We start from the raw sequence: 17,495 nt of genomic DNA, 5'->3' as shown, positions 1-17,495 counted from the left end.
CCGAGGAAGAAGCCGAGGCGGTCAGCGCCCACGGCGATGGCGACAAGCGCCGCCGCCGGCGCGGTCGCCGCGGCGGCCGGCGCAATCGCAAGGATCGCGACGCCGAGGCGACCGATGCGCCGGAGCACGAGACCGCACGCGCCGCCGAAAGCGAGAGCGAGGCGGGCCCCGCCGGCGAATCCGATCTCCAGCCATCCGAGCCGCAACCGGCCGCCATCGCGATCACTGTGGCCGAAACCTCCGTTACGGCGGCTGAAACGGCACCCGCTGAGCCTGTGGCGGTCGCCCAGGCGCCTGCGGCGATGAATGGTCCGGTTCGATCCGAAGCCGAGCCGGAGGTTCAGCAACCCCCGCGGCGCAGGTCGACGGTCCGCGAAGCGCCCCCCGCCTTCGGCTCGATCGAGGACACCGTCTATACGCCGCCGCCGCCCAGCAGCCCGCCCTCGCCCCCGGCCGAAGTCCGGGAATCGACCCCGGCCGAAGCATCGGACAAGCCGCGGCGCACGGGATGGTGGTCGAGGCGGGCCTGATCTCCGCGCGGAGTCCGACATGAAAAGCGCGTGGAGCGAGGCCGACGCGCAGGCGATGGTCGCGCGCTATGCGGCCGATGGGATCGCAGCCGACTTGGCGCTGCGCGTCTACACGACGCGGCTCCTCGGCAGCGATCCTTCGCTCGTCCTGCATGGCGGCGGCAACACCTCGGTGAAGACCAAGGTCGCCGACCTGAATGGCGACATTGTCGACGTGCTCTGCGTCAAGGGCTCCGGCTGGGACATGGGCCGCATCGAGCCCGCGGGCCTGCCCGCCGTGCGGCTCGATCCGTTGCGCAAGGTGCGGGCCCGCGATGCGTTGTCCGACGAGGACATGGTCCGCGTGCAGCGCGCCAATCTGATCGATCCGATGGCGCCCAATCCGTCGGTCGAGACGCTGCTCCACGCCTTCCTGCCGCACAGCTATGTCGACCACACGCATGCCACGGCGGTTCTTGGCCTCATCGATCAGGAGAACAGCCGCGAGCTGTGCGATGAGGTCTATGGCAGCCGCATGGGCTTCGTGCGCTACATCATGCCGGGCTTCGCGCTCGCCAAGGAATCGGCGCAGGTCTTCGAAGCCGATCCGAATGTCGAGGGTCTGATCCTCGACAAGCATGGCCTGTTCACCTTCGGCGACAGCGCGCGCGAAGCCTATGAGCGCATGATCGAGATGGTCTCGCTGGCGGAAGCGCGGCTTGCGAAGAACCGCAAGTCGGTCTTTGTCAGTGCCTCGCTCCCCGATGACATCGGTGCGCTGCCGTCCATCGCGCCGATCCTGCGCGGAGCCGTCGCCCTGCCCGATCCGAAAGTCCAGGGCGCGTGGAAACGGCTGATCCTCGATTTCCGAACGAGCGAAGCGATTCTCAATTTCGTCAACGGCGCCGAGGTCGCCCGCTATGCAACGGCGGGCGTGATCACGCCCGATCACACCATCCGCACCAAGAACTGGCCGATGATTGCGCCAGCGCCCGATGCGGCGGAGCTTGGCGAATTTCGTGCCGCTTCGCGCGCCGCCGCCGACGCCTTCACCGCGCAATATCGCGCGTATTTCGAGCGCAACAACGCACGCGTTGGCGGAACGAAAATCATGCTCGATCCGGCGCCGCACGTGATCCTCGTGCCGGGCCTTGGCCTGTTCGGGCTCGGCCGCAGCAAGAAGGACGCCCGTGTTGCCGCCGACCTCGCCGAGGCTGCGGTCGAAGGCATCACCCATGCCGAAGCGATCGGCCGCTATTCGCCGATCGATGAAGCCGACATGTTCGATTGCGAATATTGGTCGCTGGAGCAGGCGAAGCTCGGCGCCGCAAAGGAATTGCCGCTCGCCGGTCAGGTGGTGGCGATCACCGGCGCCGCTGGCGCCATCGGTTCGGCGACGGCGAAAGCCTTTGCCGCCGCGGGCGCCGAGATCGCGCTTCTCGACATCGACGGCGGCGCGCTGGTGGACAATGCCCGAAAGCTCGGCGGAACCGCGCTCTCGATCCGTTGCGACGTGACCGACGATGCCTCGGTGCGCACGGCGTTCGAGCGGATCGCCGAGACCTTCGGCGGCGTCGATATCCTCGTGTCGAATGCCGGGGCTGCGTTCCAGGGGAAGATCGGAGCGGTCGACGACGCGACGCTGCGAAAGAGTTTCGAACTGAACTTCTTCTCGCATCAGCGGGTCGCGCAGCATGCGGTCCGGATGATGCTTGCCCAGGGCACGGGCGGCTGCCTTCTGTTCAACGTGTCGAAGCAGGCGGTCAATCCCGGCCCGGATTTCGGACCTTACGGATTGCCGAAAGCGGCGACGTTGTTTCTCGCCCGGCAATACGCGCTCGATTACGGTGCCGACGGCATCCGCGCGAATGCGGTCAATGCCGACCGCATCCGCTCCGGCCTCCTGACCGACGATTTCATCGCGCAGCGCGCGAAGGCGCGCGGGGTCAGCGAAGCGGACTACATGGCCGGCAATCTCTTGCGCCGCGAAGTCACAGCCGACGATGTCGCGCAGGCCTTCCTGCATCAGGCGCTGGCCCTGAAGACCACGGCCGACGTGACGACCGTCGATGGCGGCAATATCGCGGCGGCTTTGCGCTGAACTGTCCGCCCACGAAACGCGGCCTCGCCATGCGTCGCCCCGCCCTTCCCCGACCCCGTATCGCCGCTTACATTGCACCTGCAATCACGCCGGGATGACGCCATGACGCAGCTTGCCACGCAGACCCGCGAGATCGCCTCGATCGAGGCGACGCTCAACTATGTGAAAAATGACGGTCAGAAGATCGTGGTCGAACCGGTCGGCGGCGGCTCGACCGAAATGCGCACGCTCGGAACCCTCGATCCCCGCTCCGTCGTCATCCGCAACGGCCGCCGGCGCGAGACCACACTCGACGGCGAAGGCTTCATGCTGGTCTGGCACGAAACCGAAGTCGCCGATTTCTATGACGAGACGCAGATCCGCGATGTCTATTATCCGGAGGTGATCGACCTCATCCAACGGCAAAGCGGCGCAAAGCGAGTCGTCGTGTTCGATCACACGCTGCGCACCGCGGATGAATCTGATCGTACGGCCCGCAAGATCCGCGAGGTCGTGCCCCGCGTGCACAACGACTACACCGAATGGTCGGGACCGCAGCGGGTACGCGACCTCCTGCCGGACGAGGCCGAGACGCTGCTGAAAGGCCACTTCGCCATCATCCAGGTGTGGCGTCCATTGCGCTATCCGGTGGAAACCTTCCCGCTCGCGATGTGCGATGCGCAGAGCCTGTCGCCGGACGACCTGATCGTCACCGAGCGCCGGCACCCGAACCGGATCGGCCAAACCTATTCGATCAGCTACAATCCCGACCACCAGTGGTTCTGGTATCCGCTGCAGCGCCGCGAGGAAGCCATCGTCTTCAAGGTCTATGACTCGCTGAAGGATGGCCGCGCGCGCTTCACGGCGCATACCGCCTTCGACGATCCGACATCGCCGCCGGATGCCCGGCCGCGCGAAAGCATCGAGATCCGGACGCTGGCGTTTTTCTGAAAGCCGTCCTGCACAACCTCAAAGCATGGACGCCGCGCGTCGTCCGTGGAAGACTTTGCGCTGACATTTCAGACGGTCAGCGAAAGGTGTGGACGCGCCCATGACGATCAGCAATTCCCCGCCGGTCCCGGTCGCCGTGGTGCAGGCGGCCTCGGTCGCCTTCGACAGCGCGCGCACCCTGGAAAAGCTGCGCGACCTGGCCGCAGATGCTGCGAAGGGCAAGGCGAAGCTGGTGCTGTTTCCGGAAGCCTTCGTCTCCGGCTATCCGAGCGGCTTCGATTTCGGCGCGCGGGTCGGCGTTCGCACCCCGGCCGGCCGCGACTGGTTCCGGCGCTATTACGAGTCCGCGATCGAGGTCCCCGGCCCCGCGACCGACTTCATCGGCGAAGTGGCGCGCGAGAATGCGATGCATCTCGTCGTCGGTGTGATCGAGCGCGATGGCGGCACGCTGTATTGCACCGCCGTCTTCTTCGGACCGGACGGGCGGCTCCTTGGCAAACACCGCAAGCTGATGCCGACCGCGATGGAACGGCTGATCTGGGGTTTCGGTGACGGATCGACCCTGCCGGTGATCGACACCGAACTCGGCCGCATCGGCGCGGTGATTTGCTGGGAAAACTACATGCCGCTGCTGCGCACAGCCATGTATGCGAAGAATATCGAAATCTATTGCGCGCCGACCGCGGATGGCCGTCCGACCTGGCTGCCGACCATGCAGCATGTGGCGCTGGAAGGCCGTTGCTTCGTTCTGTCCTGCAACCAGTTCTCGCGCCGCAGCGATTTTCCGGCGGATTACGAGCCGAGCCACGGAAGCGCGCCCGATACGGTGATCTCGCGCGGCGGCAGCTGCATCATCAGTCCGCTCGGCGAGGTGCTGGCGGGACCTAATTTCGACGGTGAATGCGTGCTGACCGCGGAGCTGGATCTTGGCGAAATTCCGCGCGCCAAGTTCGACTTCGACGTGGTCGGGCATTATGCGCGGCCGGACATTTTCCGGCTGCATGTCAACGAACAGCCGATGCCGGCGGTCGTAACGTCGCAAAAGCCCTGACGGGCGAACGCGGTGCGCCTCCAAAGGCGCACCGCGAGACAGGTGTCAGAACTCTTCCCATTCGTCCTGGGCGACGGCGGTCGCAAGCGCGGTCTGCATCTGCCGCGCCGTTCCGCGCACGCCCCTGCGCATCGCAAGCGAAGCACGCGCCGGACCGGATGCCTCCATGGGCGCGGTCACGGTCTCGCCTTCGTAGAGCCGGAACGCCGCGACCCGCCCGTCGAGCGCCGTCGATTGGTGCTCCAGCGTCTTGGCAGTCGCCGCATTCTCCTCGACCAGCGCAGAATTCTGCTGGGTCACTTCGTCCATCTGACTGAGTGCCTTGTTGATCTGGTCGATGCCGAGCGCCTGCTCCGCGCTCGCATTGGCGATGTCCGCGACCAGCGCGGCCACCTCGTTGATGCTTTGCAGGATCTCGTTCAGCGACGCACCGGCGCGATTGACGAGATCGACGCCCTGATTGACGGCCATCGAGGAGTGATCGATCAGGCCCTTGATGTCCTTGGCAGCCTGCGACGACCGCTGGGCAAGATTGCGCACTTCGGACGCGACGACAGCAAAGCCGCGGCCGGCTTCACCCGCGCGCGCCGCCTCGACCGCGGCATTGAGCGCCAGGAGATTGGTCTGGCGCGCGATTTCGTCGATCACCGAAATGATGTCGGAAATCTTCCGTGAGCTTTCCTCGATGCGGCTCATCGCGGCGACAGCCTGAGACACCACTTCCCCGCCGCGGCCGGCGACTTCGCGGGTGCCCTGCATCAGACCATTGGCCTGCTGCGCATTCTCCGCATTCTTGCGGACGGTGGCGGAAATCTCCTCCATCGACGCGGAGGTTTCTTCGAGATTGGCCGCCTGCTCCTCGGTCCGTTGCGACAGATCCGTGGTGCTGGACGAAATTTCGGCCGATGCGCTCGACACTTCGCGCGTCGATTCCACGATCGCGGTCAGGGTGTCCTGCAACTGGTCGATGGCGTTGTTGAAGTCGTCCTGGATCTTGCGGTACTCGCCCGCCCAGTCGTCCCGGACGCGATAGGTCAGATCGCCTTGCGCGAGCCGCTCCAGACCGCGGCCGAGGCCGTCGACCACCAGCGCCACCTGGCGCGCCGCTTCGGCCCGCGCCGCGTCGTTGCGGGCACGCTCCTCCTCCGCGAGACGCCGATCCTCGGCCGCTCGCATCTCGAGGCGCTGCTTTTCGATCGCGGCGTCACGGAACACGGTCAGGGCCCGCGCCATGTCGCCGATCTCGTCGCTGTCATTGGTGCCGGCGATCGCGACATTGTTGTCGCCCGCAGAGAGGCGACGCATGGTCTCGCAGGTGTTGCTCAGCCGGCGCACGAGGCTGCGCTGCACATAGAAATAGCCGATGGCGCCCGCCGCCAAGAGCGACAGGATGGCGACCGCGATCAGCAACATGCGGCTGTTTGCGAGTTCGGCCATCAGCGATGCCGTGCCGCCTTTCATCCCGGTTTCGGTTTCCTTCACGAGACCCGAAACCGCCTGGTCGAGCTGCTTCTGGATATTCTGGTTTTCATTGATGACGCGCGCGGCACCGGCATTCGCGCCCAGTTCCTGCTGGCGCAGGCTGAACACGCTGTCATTGCCCTGCCCGAGCGCCAGCAGCGCGTCGATGTCCTTGCGCAGCGCCTCATCGGTCACGCCTTGCGCCGCAAGCATCATCGAATTGGCCGAATAATTGTAGCGCTCGATGATCGGCTTCAGCTGGGCTTCGGTCTTCGCCACCGCGCCCTCGCTCATCAGGCTTGCGAGGAGATGGGTCTGGATCTTGAGTTCGAGCGCATTGCGGAAGTTGACCAGCTGGTCGTCGATCAATTCGCGGACCAGCGTGCCGGTGCGCTTCACGGTCTGCTCGCCCGCCGTCACGGTGTCGAAATTCAGATCGTCGATCAGCGTGATCAGGACGTTGGCGAGCCCTTCATGCGCGCGGAACACATTCTGCAAACGCGCCGACTCGTTGCCGGCGGTGCTGACATTGCGGAAATCGGCAAGCTTCAGGAGGCCGGCCGCACGCTCCCGCAAGGCGTTATAGCGGTTCGTCTTCGGTAGTGATGCAAGGTGTTTTTCGGCCCTGCGTGCGGACGCGGTGAAGCGATCCTCGAGCATGGCGAGGATCGCCGGCGACGATGTCAGGGCGCCTGCGGTCAGGAGGCCGGTCGCGAGATTGGTTTCGGTTCCGATCTGGACGACCGCCTGCATGCGCTGCACGCCGTCATCGACCAGCGACTTGATGGTCTTGTCGCCGGCCTTGCCGATATCCTCCGCCTTGTTGACGGCGCTGATATAGGAGGCGTTGACGACCGGCGTGAGGTTCTCGGTGACCTGGTTGTGAAGCCGGTGCAGTTCGTCGAGCCGCCGGTCGAGGAGCGCACGCAGGCTGGTGCGCGCCTGAATCACGGTGTCGAGGTCGGACAGGTTGTTTTCAAGGAGCCGCGCCGCAACGTCGACCGACCCGAAGGTCTTCTGATCGGCCTGGGAGCGGATCTTCTCGATCAGGCTGCGCAGCTGCAGGCTGCGATCCTCGATCTGCGAGGCGACCTGACGCTGGTCGCGCACATTGTCGGCGGCCACAAATCGCGCCGCTCCCGCCGAAATCTCGCCGGACATCACCGAAAGGCGGAGCGCCTCGGTCATCAGCGGAACTTCGCGCTCCGAGATCTGCGCGACGCTGTGCTCGGCCGACCGGAAGGACAGGATCGCAACAACCGACGCAATCACCGTCATTGCTGCGACCGCGCCGAATGCCAAAAGAAGCTTGGAGCCGATCCCGGCCTTTGCAAGACGCGCCGGATTGAGCATCCCCGCACCCCGGCCCATCACACCCTTCGAACTCATAAAGTCCCCCATTTCCCCCTGACGCGGAATTTGCCAATCCGCGCAGGCCCACGTCCTTGTCAGATGAAATCGTGCAATGCTGCTTAAGACCGCGTCCTCAGTTCGCGGACAATCGGATGAGCCGGTCCACCGCCTTGAAGGAGCCGTCCGGCTGGATGACGGTCATGAAGACCATGAGCCCAAGCGCCGATGCGGGACCCTCCAGCACCGCGGCCTGACCAAACACAATCGTATCGGGAGAAACGCCGGTTTCGGCTTGCGCTGAATTAAAGCCGATCGTCGCCGCCGTCGCGGCTAACACCATCACTGCACGCATGAACACCCCATTCTAGGATGCGTGGCACCCGGCCTCGCGGTTATGACGGATCATGACCGGTTGCAGTAAACCTCTTCCTAACGGCACGAGTGCGCGCGAGACAATTCAGGCGGCTTGCGCAGAGATCTCGTGATCGAGCAGATGCGACAGGTTGATCAGTGCGATCATCCCTGCATCCACCGTCAGGAGGCCCGACAGGAATTCGGTGCGGCCGTTGCGCACGACAGCAGGCACCGGCTGCACCTGCGCGCTTTCGAACGCGACGATGTCGAGAACACGATCCGCCAGCAGGCCGACCTGTTGATCGCCGATCTGCACGATGATCACGACATGCAGCGCGTTCGCTTCCGTCAGCCCGCCGCCGAAGCGGCAACGCAAATCGACAATCGGGACCATGACGCCGCGCAGGTTGAGCACGCCGCGCACATAATCGGGCTGACCGGGCAGATGATTGATCTCGGACCAGCCCTTGATCTCGCGCACCGCCATGATGTCGACGCCGTATTGCTCGTCGCCGATTGCGAAGCTGATCAACTCGGCGGTGACGGAGTCCTTCGAGCGGCCGGTAAGCGCCTGGTTCGCGGCATCATTCATATCATGCACCATCCTGTGCGGCGAGGCACGGGTACCGTGCAGCGCGAGACGATCCGCGCAGAATGGCTTCTGCCACGCCTGTTCGCGGCCACGGTGGCAGACAAGTCTTAATACCGGCCTAAATGGTGCCACGGTAGGGCAACAAAAAGCGCCGGCGTATCACTACGCCGGCGCCATCGGCCCCGTTGGGGCACGCGTCATTTCAGAATTCTTCCCACTCGTCGCTGGCGACAGCAGCACTGCCAGCCGTGCGTGCAACGAGGCGCGCAGCGGGTTTTCGAACCGGCACGGACGCGGGCTTGCGCGGTGCAGGACGCTGGCGCAACTTCGTCACCACCTGCGCGGTGTCGGCGCTCGTCAGCTTGTACGTACTCATCCGCTCATCCATTGCGCTCGCCTGCTGTTCGAGCGTGCGTGAGGTCGCAGCGTTCTGCTCGACCATGGCCGAGTTCTGCTGTGTCACCTCGTCCATCTGGGCCAGTGCCTTGTTGATCTGCTCGATTCCGCTGGCCTGTTCGGCGGAGGCGGTGGCGATATCCGCGACGATGCCGGCCACCTCCTTGATGGATTCCAGGATCTCCTTCAGCGAGGCGCCGGCGCGGTTGACGAGTTGCACGCCGTCCTGAACCTGACCCGACGAATTGGTGATCAGCTCCTTGATGTCCTTGGCGGCCTGCGACGACCGTTGCGCCAGGCTGCGCACTTCGGACGCGACCACCGCAAAGCCGCGGCCGGCCTCGCCGGCGCGCGCCGCCTCGACCGCGGCATTGAGCGCAAGCAGATTGGTCTGCCGGGCGATCTCGTCGATCACCGAAATGATATCGGCGATCTTGCGTGAAGACTCCTCGATCCGTGCCATCGCCGAAACCGCTTCGGCCACCACCTCGCCGCCGCGATCGGCGACCTCGCGCGTGCTGCGGGTCAGGTTGTTGGCATGGGTCGCGTTCTCGGCATTCTTCTTCACCGTCGCCGCGATCTGCTCCATCGAGGCCGACGTCTCTTCCAGGCTCGCGGCCTGTTCCTCGGTGCGCTGCGACAGATCGGTGGTCGCGGCCGAGATTTCACGGGCCGCGCTCGACACCTCCTGCGAGGTCGACTTGATCGTGCCAATCACCTCGGCGAGGCTGTCGAGCAGGTCGTTCACCCCGCCGCACAGCATCTCCAGTTCGCCGGTCTTTCCTGCCATGGGAATGCGCTGGCTGAGATCGTTGTTCCTGGCGGCAGTGACCACCTCCCGCGTCTGTTCGATGGCGACGCGCATCGCGGTGATGTCACTGGCAAGTTCCACCACCTTGAACGGACGGCCATTGGCATCCGGGATCGGGTTGTAGCTCGCCTGGATCCAGACTTCCCTGCCGCCCTTCCCGATCCGCTTGTATTGCCCCGCATCGAATTCGCCGCGCTTGAGCTTCGCCCAGAACGCCGCGTATTCAGGGCTCTGCACCGTCGCCGGCTCGCAGAACAGGCTGTGATGGCGCCCTTTGATCTCGTCGAGCGAATATCCCATCGCGTTGAGGAAATTCTCGTTGGCCTGCACGACGCTGCCGTCGATTGTGAATTCGACGATGGCCTGCGCCTTGTTCAGCGCGGCGAGAATGCCTTCGTTCAGGCGGGCTTCGGTCACGTCCTTCCATTCGAGGACATTGCCGACATAAGCGCCGTTCTTGTCGAAGCTCGCTGTGACCAGCAGCGAGACCTTCAGGTTTCCGACGGTGATTTCGGTCTTGAACGGAAGCCGTGACGGGTCGGAGAGGATCCGGCGCTGATGGTCCGGATTCTTGTGAAAGGCATCGATGCAGGTCCCGACGATGGCTTGCGGATTGAAATTCGGCCAGATCGTCCGGAACTCATCGGCGTGGGTCGAGAGCAGGTCCTTGGTCGCCTGATTGACGTAGGTCACGACGAAGTCGCGATCGATCATCATCAGCGCTGAGGTGATGCCCTCGGCGAGCCCGCCCTTCAGATGCTCGAGGTTATATTTACCGGGGCCGGCCGATGCGCCGTGACCCGATCCTCTTCCACGATTGAAGAAGGACATGCTGCCGTCTCTCCATTCCAAAACTGCTTGGTGAAAAATCCGCTTGCCCACATGTCGACCTCGCGCGCGCATGCGTTCGCACGCACACTCGCGCGGCGGTGTGGGGACGAGACCTTTTTTGCGAACATGTGGGGCGCGGATCTGAAATCCCGCCGCCAGTTGGACTTTTCTCAACCCGTATGAGTCTAAAGTTCCATCAATTGTCTTAATTTCGAATTAAATTTGATCCTGATCAATTTTCTACCGCTCTCCTATTCCGCGGCCAGGATGAGATTGCGGACCAGGGGATAGATCTGTGCTTCCCATTTCTTGCCGCTGAACACGCCGTAATGCCCGACGCCGGGCTGCATGTGGTGACGCTTGCGATAAGGCCGCAATCCCAAACACAGGTCATGCGCGGCAAGCGTCTGTCCGACGGCGCAGATGTCGCCGCGCTCGCCCTCGACGGTGAGCAGCATGGTGCGCCGGATCGCCTTCGGATCGACCAGCTGGCCGTCATAGGTCAGCGTGCCGAGCGGTAGCCGATGCTCCTGAAACACCAGCCGGACGGTTTCCAGATAGAATTCCGCAGTGAGATCGAGCACCGCGAAATATTCGTCATAGAAATCCTTGGTGACCTTGGCTTTCTCCAGTTCGCCCTTGGCAAGATGTTCGTAGAGCTCGCGATGCGCCTTGGCATGGCGCTCGATATTCATGCTCATGAACGCGGTGAGCTGGACGAAACCCGGATAGACTTTCCGGAAGGCGCCGTCATAGCGAAACGGCACACGTGCGATCAGGTTCTTTTCGAACCATGAGATCGGCTTGCTCTTGGCGAGTTCGTTGACCTTGGTCGGGTTGACGCGGGTGTCGATCGGCCCGGCCATCAGCGTCATCGAATGCGGCTGCGCCGGATGATCACCCTGCGCCATGACCGCCGCGGCAACGAGCGCGGCGACACAAGGCTGGCACACCGCCACGACATGGGCGCCGGGGCCGATCACGTCGAGAAACTCGATCAGGTGGGTGACGTAATCCTCGAACCCGAAACGGCCTGCCGATGTCGGAACGTCGCGCGCATTATGCCAGTCGGTGATGTAGACGTCGTGCTCCGGCAGCATGGTGCGAACGGTGCCGCGCAAGAGGGTCGCGAAATGCCCGGACAAGGGCGCGACCACCAGCACCCGCGGTTGCGCGGCGTCGATGTCCTTCCTGAACCGCAGCAGCGTACCGAAGGGCGTCGCATGCACCGCCTCCTCGGTCACCTCGACCTCCCGGTTACCGACCGAAATGCTCGTGATGCCGTAATCCGGCCGGGTGTGGGTCAGACGGGCCCGCGAAATCAGTTCATAGGCGGCTGTGAGGTTTCGGAAATGGGAGCCATTGAGGTGCGGGACGGCTTGATGGGCCGACAGCGCGAAGCCGGCGAATGCGCGAACCGGCAACATGATGTCGGCAGTCGCCTGATAGGCCTGATACAGCATTCCCCCGCGGCCCCCGCCGCCCCTGTTGCACCGCAAAAGCCTAGTGCATTTTTTGCCGCACTGCGAGATAATTCCGGGCCGGAGCATGACGGACGGGCTTGCGCCCGATTCGAGGGGACGTTCGATGCCGCGAGCCACGTTGACGATCAGCAGCCGCAATTACGGATCGTGGTCGCTGCGCGGATGGCTGCTGTGCAAGCTGGCTGGCATCGATTTCGAGCCGGTCATGGTGAACAGCGACGACCCCTCCGTGCGGGCGGAGCTCCTGCTGCTGTCCCCCTCCTTCCTGGTGCCGATGCTCACCCATGACGGCGTCAAGGTGTGGGACACCCTGGCGATCGGCGGCTACCTCAACGAGCTCAATCCCGACGCCGGGCTGCTGCCCAGGGAACGCATCGCCCGCGCGCATTGCCGTTCGGTGTCCGGCGAGATGCATTCCGGCTTCTCGAATTTGCGATCGGCGCTGCCGATGAACCTGAAGGCGCGCTATCCGAATTTCAAAGTCTGGGCGGGCGCGCAGGCCGATATCGACCGGATCGTCACCATCTGGAACGAATGTTTCAAAAGCTATGGCGGTCCGTTCCTGTTCGGGGAAACGCCGAGCATGGCGGACGCGATGTATGCGCCCGTCTGCACACGCTTCGTCACCTATGACGTCAAGCTCGACAGCGCCTGCACCGGCTATTGCAGGACCATCATGGCGATGCCGCTGATGCAGGAATGGATCGCGGCGGCGCAGGAGGAACCGGACGAGGTCGAAGAACTCGACGTTGAATTCTGATCTGTCCCGCGCCACCCTCTTCGTTGAAGCCAAGCGGACAGCACGTCGCGGGAAACGCTTCGCAAGCCGCCTGTAATGACGGATGATGGTCCCCTCAACGGAGGACGCCATGCCGCCACAACTCAACGTGAAGCCATTCGTCTCGGCCGCCAATCCGCAGCAGGTCGCAGCCATCCTCGGCGCGATGTGCCGCGTCGCCGAAACCTCAGGGTCATTGAGCGAAGCCGACGGCCGCGCGCTGAGCGCCGCCTCGCTCTACATGTTCGGCCAGACGCAGCCGCTCGACCTTGCGAACCTCAAGCCGGCCTCGCCCGATACGCTCGCCGCAACGATCGGCGAACCGGCGTTGCGTGAAGACGCGTTGAAATTCGTAACCGTGATGGCCTTCATCGACGGCCGGCTCGACAAGGCGAAGATCGCCAACGTCCTCGACTACGCCAAGGCGCTCGGATTGCACGAGCGCTATATCGACGAGATCGCGGAAGCCGCCAGCGGACATGTGAAACAGGCGCTGGCCGATATGGTGCGCGCCAATCTCACCTCGATCACCGGCAAGGAGTTCAAAGACGCCGACGAGACCGCCTGGCTCTTGCCCTATGACAAATCGCCCGATCCGGCGCTCGCCGAACGATGCCGGAAACTCGGCGCATTGCCGGAGGGCAGCTTCGGGCTCGCCTTCTACAATCATTACCGCAACAACGGTTACGCCTTTCCCGGCGAGCCGACCGGCCTCAATGCCGGTTTCGGCTTTCCGCACGACACCGCACATGTCGTCTCAGGCTACGACACGACGCCGCGCGGCGAGTTGCTGGTCTCGACCTTCACTGCCGGCATGCATCCGCATTTCCCGATGGCCGGCCACATCCTGCCGGTGATCTTCTCCTGGCATCTCGGCATTCAGATCAATCCGGTCGCGAAATCCGCGCAGGGCACGCTTGATCCGGAGGAATTCTGGCACGCCTATGCCGGCGGCAAGACCGCAACGATCGACACCTTCGCGCCGGGCTGGGATTTCTGGGCCTATGTCGAGACGCCGCTGCGCGAGTTGCGCCGGCAATGGTCGATCCCGGAGGACGGTCTCGACCGCAAAGGCCGCTAGCCGCGAGCGTTGTGCGCGCCCTCTCCACCCTCAGCATGAGGATCACCGAGCGCATTGCGAGAGCGCGCAGCGCCGAAGCAACCCATCGCTCCGATCGTCCTCGCAAAAGCGGGAACCGAGAATCTTCCGGGAAGGAGCGGAGATCAGAGCGCCGCCGCCACGTCCTTCGCGCCGACCACCACATCGTGGTCGTAGATCGTCTTGCGGAACAAGGCATGGGCGACGATCTCGGCGTCGCGCTTGGCCACATCGCCGTGCATCGTGTCGTAACGCAAGCCGTTCTCGCGGGCGCCGCGCTGGACGCCGGCGACGCGCTCGCGCCGCAGCTTTTCATAGGCGATAAGCGCGGCGGGCGCGGACTTGCGATCAGCCCGCGACAGGATCGTGGCCAGCGCCATGCCGTCCTCGATCGACTGGTTCGCGCCCTGTCCGAGATGCGGCAGCATCGGATGGGCCGCGTCGCCGAGCAGCGTCAGCCGCCCCTTGGTCCAGGTCGGCAGCGGCTCGCGATCATAAAGCGCCCATTTGAAGGTGGACTGCACCTGCTTCAGCAAGCCTTCGATGCGCGGATCCCAACCTGCGAATTCCGCGCGCAGCGCATCCGGATCGCCCTGCGCCGTCCAGCTTTCCCGCATCTGCTCGTCGGCTGGAACAAAGCCGACATAATTGACGAGTTCGCCGGCGCGCACTGGAAACACGAGGAAATGCTTCCCGCGCCCGAGCCACATCTGCCATGCATTCTGCGGCCAGTCCGGCACCGCCGCATGCGGCACGAGCCCCCGATAGGCGACCGTTCCGGAAAACACCGCATCGGATGGCGGAAACACAAACGGGCGCATCTCGGAATGAATGCCATCACAGCCGACGACGACGTCGGCCTCAACCACCGTCCCGTTGTCGAAGCGCACGCGCGCCACATCGTCGTCCTGCGAGAACCCGACCGCGCGGTGTCCGGTATGCACCACATTGGCCGGCAGTCCTGCGGCAAGAAGGCCGACGAGATCGGCGCGATGCATGCCGAATGTCGCGTTCCAGCCGGATGAATCCGTCACCTGGACCGGCGCGATGGTGCTGCCATCGTCGCGGAAATAGCGCGAGCCTGAGCCGCAGCGCGCTCCCCATTTTTCCACGGCCGGGCCAAGGCCGACCCGCTCGAGCTGGCGCACGCTGTTCGGCGTGATGAAAACCCCTGCCCCCACTTCGCCGAGCGCGGGCGCCTGCTCATAGACCTTCACCTGCAGGCCATGTGCGATCAGCGCGTTGGCGGCAAACAATCCACCGATCCCGCCGCCGACGATCGCCACACTGGGACGCGAGCGTGTCATGCCGTCACTCCTCCTGCTGCGACATCAAGAGGCTTCTGTCACTGCGACATGAAAATGCTTCGGATGGCCGGGGCTTTCAAGTTAGTCTCGGGCAAGTCTGCCAGAACAAGAACGCCCGGGAGAACGCCATGATCGCCATTCGCGCTTTTTGCGCCGCTCTTGCCCTCTGCGCTGCCGCAGCAGCGGCAACCCCGCTTGCCGCGCAGGATTATCCGAACCGTCCGGTGAAGATCATCGTGCCGTTCCCGGCGGGCGGCACGGCGGATGCGGTGCCGCGGCTGATCGGCGACTGGCTCTCGAAGAAATGGGGGCAGCCGGTGGTCATCGAAAATCCGACGGGCGCCGCCGGCAATATCGGCTCAGAGCAAGCCTATCGCGCCGATCCCGACGGCTACACGCTGCTTTCGGCTCCGCCGCCGCCGCTTGTGATTAACCAGAATCTCTACAAGAACCTCAAATTCGACGCCTCGAAGTTCGAGCCGATCATCATCATGGCGCAGGTGCCGAACGGGGTGATCGTCAATCCCGCGCGGGTGAGCGCCAGGACTCTCCCTGAATTCATCGCCTATCTCAAAGCCAATCCGGGCAAGGTCACGTCCGCAACGCAAGGCAACGGTACGACCTCACATCTGACGTCGGAGATGCTGCAATTGATGGCGGGCGTCAAAGTGCAGCACGTCCCCTATCGCGGCACGGCGCCCGCATTGCAGGACCTCGTCGCCGGCAATGTCGATTTCATGTGCGACAATCTCGGGGTGTCGCTGCCGCTGGTACAGGACGGGAAGCTCAGGCTGCTCGCTGTCGCCACGGCAAAGCCGATGGCGTCGCTGCCGGACGTGCCGACGGTCGCTTCGACCTTGCCGGGCTTTGAATCGGTTGCCTGGTATGCGGTGGTCGCGCCTCCCGGGACGCCGAAGGAGATCACGCGGAAGATCAATGCCGACATCAACGAGGCACTGCGCGATCCGTCGATCCAGGAGCGGCTGAAGAAATTGTCGGCCGAAGTCGTCGGCGGCTCGACCGAGGAGACTGCGAAATATCTGCGCGACGACGTCGCGCGCTGGAAGAGGGTGATCGACGACGCCAATGTGAAGATCGGAGGATAGCTCCGACGGTCGCAGCAAACACGCGGTCGTCCCCGCTCCGTCGGCCTTATCCCGAGGAGCATTGCCGACGGGCCGCGACCCTTGGCAATGCGTCGCGAAGGCCGACCTCATCCTTCGAGACGGCGGCTTCGCCGCCTCCTCAGGATGAGATCGGAATGTGTCGTGTGTCCGGGTTCGCGGACGTAACGTCCGCGCCCCGGAATAACGATCAGCCCGTCGGCTCGAGCGAACCGGACGGCTTGGCGTCGATCAGCACGAACGCCATCACGCAGGGCTTGTCGCTGTTGTTGACCCAGTTGTGGATGGTGCCGCGCTGGACCACAACGTCCCCCGCCTTCAGATGCACGATCTCGTTATCGTCGAGCTCCATGTCCATCTCGCCGGACAGCACCACCGCGAAATCGATCGAATTGGTGCGGTGATTGCGCGGCGCGACGCCCGGCTGATATTCGATCACGCGAAACACCGCACGATCCTTCATCGCGGTGCCGATGATCTGCTTGGCACCATCGCGATCGTCATTGTTGTCGGCCGGCAGCGCCGTCGACCAGATATTGAAGAAGGTGCAGCCCTCACGCGGATTGACAACGTCCTTCGACACCTCGTCGATCAGGACGGTGGCTTTTCCATCGGCCTTGTGGCCGGTTACGACACGACGAACTTGCATAGACACTCTTTGCCACTCTCTCGTTCGGTTATTTCGGTTCGAGGCCAATGCGGCGAATGATGTCGCCCCAGCGGCTCGTCTCCGACTTCACATAGTCATCGGCATCCTTGGCCGATCCACCAACCGCCATGAAGCCGATCTTCTCGAGCTGGGCCTGCATGTCGGCATCTTTCAACATGGCGTTGACGCCATCGTTGATCTTCTGGATCACCGCATCGGGCGTCTTCGACGGCACGAAGAGCACGACCCACGTCGTGTCGTCGGCTTCGCCGAGGCCGAGTTCGCGCGCGGTCGGCACGTCCGGCAGCGACTTCACGCGATCCTTGCTGGTCACGGCCAGTCCCTTGACCTGCCCGGCCTTGACGTTCTCGACCGCCGCCGACAGCGCGACGCTGGCGAGCGGAATATGCGAACCGATCACCGCCTGCGTTGCGGGGCCCGCGCCGGTGAACGGCGCATGCGGAATATCGACCTTGCCTTCCAGCTTGAAGATACGTTCGGCGGACAGATGCGGCGTGGTGCCTGCGCCCGCGGTGCCGTAAGTCAGCTTTTCAGTCTTCGCGGCCTCGATCGCCTCTTTCAGGTTGTTCGCCTTGAAGTTCGGGGCGCCGATGATGAGATTGGGCGTCGTTGCGACCACCGCGGCCGCCTTGAAATCGCCGGGG

Annotated in this window: 14 protein-coding genes and 1 pseudogene; 7 read left to right on the top strand and 8 right to left on the bottom strand. The window is 64.0% G+C overall.

Annotated features, from left to right (window positions below; genetic code table 11):
* The 4 genes and pseudogenes from VN004_RS07070 to VN004_RS07055 all read left to right on the top strand — a co-directional run.
* Nucleotides 1–530: pseudogene (locus VN004_RS07070) on the top strand (hypothetical protein); the annotation flags it as partial.
* A 19-nt stretch (nt 531–549) separates the two neighbouring features.
* Nucleotides 550–2,610, top strand: a complete 2,061-nt coding sequence (locus VN004_RS07065; protein WP_325608380.1) for a bifunctional aldolase/short-chain dehydrogenase — start codon at nt 550–552, stop codon at nt 2,608–2,610.
* Between the two features lie 102 nt (nt 2,611–2,712).
* A complete protein-coding gene (locus VN004_RS07060; RefSeq protein ID WP_325608378.1) occupies nt 2,713–3,540 on the top strand; it encodes a CmcJ/NvfI family oxidoreductase in 828 nt (275 codons plus the stop codon).
* Nucleotides 3,541–3,640: 100 nt separating this feature from the next.
* Nucleotides 3,641–4,591 (top strand): nitrilase-related carbon-nitrogen hydrolase, encoded by a 951-nt coding sequence (locus tag VN004_RS07055; RefSeq protein WP_325608376.1) that lies wholly within the window; start codon nt 3,641–3,643, stop codon nt 4,589–4,591.
* Between the two features lie 45 nt (nt 4,592–4,636).
* On the opposite strand, the gene VN004_RS07050 is transcribed toward VN004_RS07055, so the two are convergent.
* From VN004_RS07050 to VN004_RS07030, 5 genes are all read right to left on the bottom strand, one after another.
* The gene (locus tag VN004_RS07050; RefSeq protein WP_325608374.1) at nt 4,637–7,441 is read right to left on the bottom strand and encodes a methyl-accepting chemotaxis protein; all 2,805 of its coding nucleotides are present in this window, start codon (nt 7,439–7,441) and stop codon (nt 4,637–4,639) included.
* Between the two features lie 97 nt (nt 7,442–7,538).
* Nucleotides 7,539–7,757 carry a hypothetical protein gene (locus tag VN004_RS07045; protein WP_325608372.1) on the bottom strand — a complete coding sequence of 73 codons (219 nt, stop codon included), beginning with the start codon at nt 7,755–7,757 and terminating at the stop codon, nt 7,539–7,541.
* A gap of 105 nt (nt 7,758–7,862) precedes the next feature.
* Complete coding sequence (locus VN004_RS07040) at nt 7,863–8,351, bottom strand: chemotaxis protein CheW (protein ID WP_325608370.1); 489 nt, start codon at nt 8,349–8,351, stop codon at nt 7,863–7,865.
* Nucleotides 8,352–8,553: 202 nt separating this feature from the next.
* On the bottom strand, nt 8,554–10,389 hold the full coding sequence (locus VN004_RS07035; RefSeq protein WP_325608368.1) for a methyl-accepting chemotaxis protein: 1,836 nt from the start codon (nt 10,387–10,389) through the stop codon (nt 8,554–8,556).
* A 251-nt stretch (nt 10,390–10,640) separates the two neighbouring features.
* Nucleotides 10,641–11,852, bottom strand: a complete 1,212-nt coding sequence (locus VN004_RS07030; RefSeq protein ID WP_325608366.1) for a polyhydroxyalkanoate depolymerase — start codon at nt 11,850–11,852, stop codon at nt 10,641–10,643.
* A gap of 124 nt (nt 11,853–11,976) precedes the next feature.
* Between VN004_RS07030 and VN004_RS07025 the strand changes: the two genes are divergently transcribed.
* Together VN004_RS07025 and VN004_RS07020 are read left to right on the top strand one after the other, a co-directional pair.
* Nucleotides 11,977–12,633: a glutathione S-transferase family protein gene (locus VN004_RS07025; protein WP_325608364.1), complete on the top strand. Its 657-nt coding sequence runs from the start codon at nt 11,977–11,979 to the stop codon at nt 12,631–12,633.
* A gap of 109 nt (nt 12,634–12,742) precedes the next feature.
* Nucleotides 12,743–13,732 carry a hypothetical protein gene (locus tag VN004_RS07020; protein WP_325608362.1) on the top strand — a complete coding sequence of 330 codons (990 nt, stop codon included), beginning with the start codon at nt 12,743–12,745 and terminating at the stop codon, nt 13,730–13,732.
* Between the two features lie 143 nt (nt 13,733–13,875).
* Here the strand turns inward: VN004_RS07020 and VN004_RS07015 are convergent, their stop codons facing one another.
* Nucleotides 13,876–15,057, bottom strand: a complete 1,182-nt coding sequence (locus VN004_RS07015) for an FAD-dependent monooxygenase (RefSeq protein WP_325608360.1) — start codon at nt 15,055–15,057, stop codon at nt 13,876–13,878.
* A gap of 128 nt (nt 15,058–15,185) precedes the next feature.
* Here VN004_RS07015 and VN004_RS07010 point away from each other — a divergent pair, with 128 nt between their 5' ends.
* Nucleotides 15,186–16,163: a tripartite tricarboxylate transporter substrate binding protein gene (locus tag VN004_RS07010; RefSeq protein ID WP_325608358.1), complete on the top strand. Its 978-nt coding sequence runs from the start codon at nt 15,186–15,188 to the stop codon at nt 16,161–16,163.
* 208 nt (nt 16,164–16,371) lie between these two features.
* Here the strand turns inward: VN004_RS07010 and VN004_RS07005 are convergent, their stop codons facing one another.
* Together VN004_RS07005 and VN004_RS07000 are read right to left on the bottom strand one after the other, a co-directional pair.
* Nucleotides 16,372–16,830: a cupin domain-containing protein gene (locus VN004_RS07005; RefSeq protein ID WP_325608356.1), complete on the bottom strand. Its 459-nt coding sequence runs from the start codon at nt 16,828–16,830 to the stop codon at nt 16,372–16,374.
* Nucleotides 16,831–16,858: 28 nt separating this feature from the next.
* Nucleotides 16,859–17,495, bottom strand: a 637-nt coding sequence (locus VN004_RS07000; RefSeq protein ID WP_325608354.1) for a tripartite tricarboxylate transporter substrate binding protein, incomplete at its 5' end; no start/stop codon positions are given.

It is taken from the genome of Pseudorhodoplanes sp. (assembly GCF_035565855.1).
Taxonomy (GTDB): domain Bacteria; phylum Pseudomonadota; class Alphaproteobacteria; order Rhizobiales; family Xanthobacteraceae; genus Pseudorhodoplanes.
This window is presented reverse-complemented; position numbering and strand designations above follow the sequence as displayed.